Source organism: Trebonia sp., assembly GCF_049794275.1.
In the GTDB taxonomy this organism is placed as follows: domain Bacteria; phylum Actinomycetota; class Actinomycetes; order Streptosporangiales; family Streptosporangiaceae; genus Trebonia.
This window is the reverse complement of record NZ_JBARCR010000885.1, coordinates 1-1,904: the sequence shown is the minus strand read 5'-3', so window position 1 is coordinate 1,904 and position 1,904 is coordinate 1. Positions and strand designations below refer to the sequence as shown.

2 protein-coding genes are annotated in these 1,904 nt (G+C 69.3%); one reads left to right on the top strand and one right to left on the bottom strand.

Going from position 1 to position 1,904, the window contains the following annotated elements:
- Positions 1 to 255: 255 nt before the first annotated feature.
- Entirely contained in the window at positions 256 to 1,326 is a 1,071-nt protein-coding gene (locus WA805_RS22810) for a phospholipase D-like domain-containing protein (RefSeq protein WP_425243365.1), read from the bottom strand.
- 120 nt (positions 1,327 to 1,446) lie between these two features.
- Between WA805_RS22810 and WA805_RS22805 the strand changes: the two genes are divergently transcribed.
- The coding region (locus WA805_RS22805; RefSeq protein WP_425243364.1) for a sigma-70 family RNA polymerase sigma factor at positions 1,447 to 1,904 on the top strand (458 nt) is incomplete at its 3' end.

Below are 1,904 nucleotides of genomic sequence, written 5' to 3'. Positions count from 1 at the left end.
CCGACGCGCCGTTCGCGGCCGGCAGGGTCGCCAGCGGGCCGCCGCTCGTGCACCCCGCGAGTGCCATGCCAAGCGCCGCAACGGCGGCGACGCCCGTCAGCCCGATGCGCCTCATACCGTCAACATTTCCCGACAATGAAGCGCCTCGAACGTAGTCGCCGCCCCTATCCACCCCAATCCAAGGGGGTCGATGGGCCATCGACCCCCTTCTATGGCGGTCGATGGACCATCCACCGCCTTCCGGGGGCGGCTCGCCTAGGCGTGGGCGTAGTCGCTGGCTATCGTGGCGCTGATCGCGGAGATCACCGCCGCGTTCGCCGTCCGGATGCCGAGTTCCCTGTTCTCGTCCAGGCTCGCGGCGGAGAAGTTCTCCGAGCCGACGAACACCTGCTGGCCGGACCGCCCCGCGTCGGCGACGACCGCCTTGGCGTGGATGTACAGGGCGCTGCTGCTGTCGGGGAACGTATGGACGTGTACGCCGGCGCGTCGCAGGGCGGCGAAGGCGCTGTTCCACTCGCTGTCGGCGGTCATCACCACCGTGACGTCCACGCCGCGCTTCGCGGCGGCCTCGAGCGCCGCGGTAACCCTGGAGTCGTTCATCTCCTCGTTCTCTACGGCGAGCGTACGGTGCGCCGCGTTGATGACGGCGAGGATCGATGCCTGCGAGTTGGTCGGCGACCAGACCAGGTCCGCGCCATCCGGCGGGGTGATGCCCTTGTGGGCGAAGTCGGCGTTGAACGTCGCGGTGATCGCGGCGATGTCAGGACGGCCGGTGTCGATCACCGCGAAGTCCCTGGTGCCCGAATAGTCGGCGGACACCATGTTGAGCGTCATGATGACCGACGTCTTGCCGTCGACCGTGAGCGTCTTCTGGTGGTACGTAGTGCCCGAGGGTGCCCAGGCCACGTGCACCTTATGCGCCGCCAGGTACGAGTAGGTCGCCGAGTTCCGCGACTTCTCCAGGTGCCGGTCGAGGAGCACCCGCACGTCGACGCCGCGCGAGGCGTCCGCGGCCAGGTCCCGCTCCGCGGTGGTGTCGCGCAGCTCGTACATGGTCAGGTTGACCGACGACCTGGCGCCGGTGATGAGCTTGTAGATCGTGGTGAGCCCGTCGGCGGGCTCTATCAGCAGGCGAAGCGGCCCGGTGCCGATCCCGGCCGGGTGGGCCTTGCTCTTAGGGTCCTTGGTTGCCTTCGCGCTCGAATGTGAGTTCTTGTGTGCGGAGTGGGAGCTCGCGGGCGGGTCCGCGGACGGAGAGACTGTTACCTTGCAGCCCGTGAGGATCACGAGCGCGCTGGCCACCGCCAGCAGCGGCAAACGGTGCATACCGTCATATCTACCGGCGATTTGGCATCACTAACTCGGGCTGCTCAGCGTGTCACGATGGCCGGTTCCCGTCCGTCATGGAAGAGGACGGACCCAGAAACGAGCGATGAGGCGTAGCTGATGAACGACGACTGGCTGGCCGGCCGGTTCGAGGGAAACCGCGCCAGGCTGCGGGCGATGGCCTACCGGATGCTCGGCTCGGCGAACGACGCCGAGGACGCTCTGCAGGAGGCGTGGATCCACGCCGCCAGGGCGGACGCAGGCGCGGTGGCGAACCTGGACGGCTGGTTCACCACGATCGTGGCGCGCGTGTGCCTCGACATGCTGCGCAAGCGCAGGGCGCGGCCCGAGGAGCCGACCTGGGCGGACATCGAGCCCGGTTCGCTCGCGGCCGCGGCCCCGGCACAGGCCGGGCCCGCGCCCGGCCCCGAGCAGGAGGCGGTGCTCGCCGACTCGGTCGGCCTCGCGCTGCTCGTGGTGCTCGACAGGCTGGCGCCCGCGGAACGGGTGGCGTTCGTGCTGCACGACATGTTCGGCGTGCCGTTCGGGGAGATCGCGGGGATCACCGGGCGCTCGCC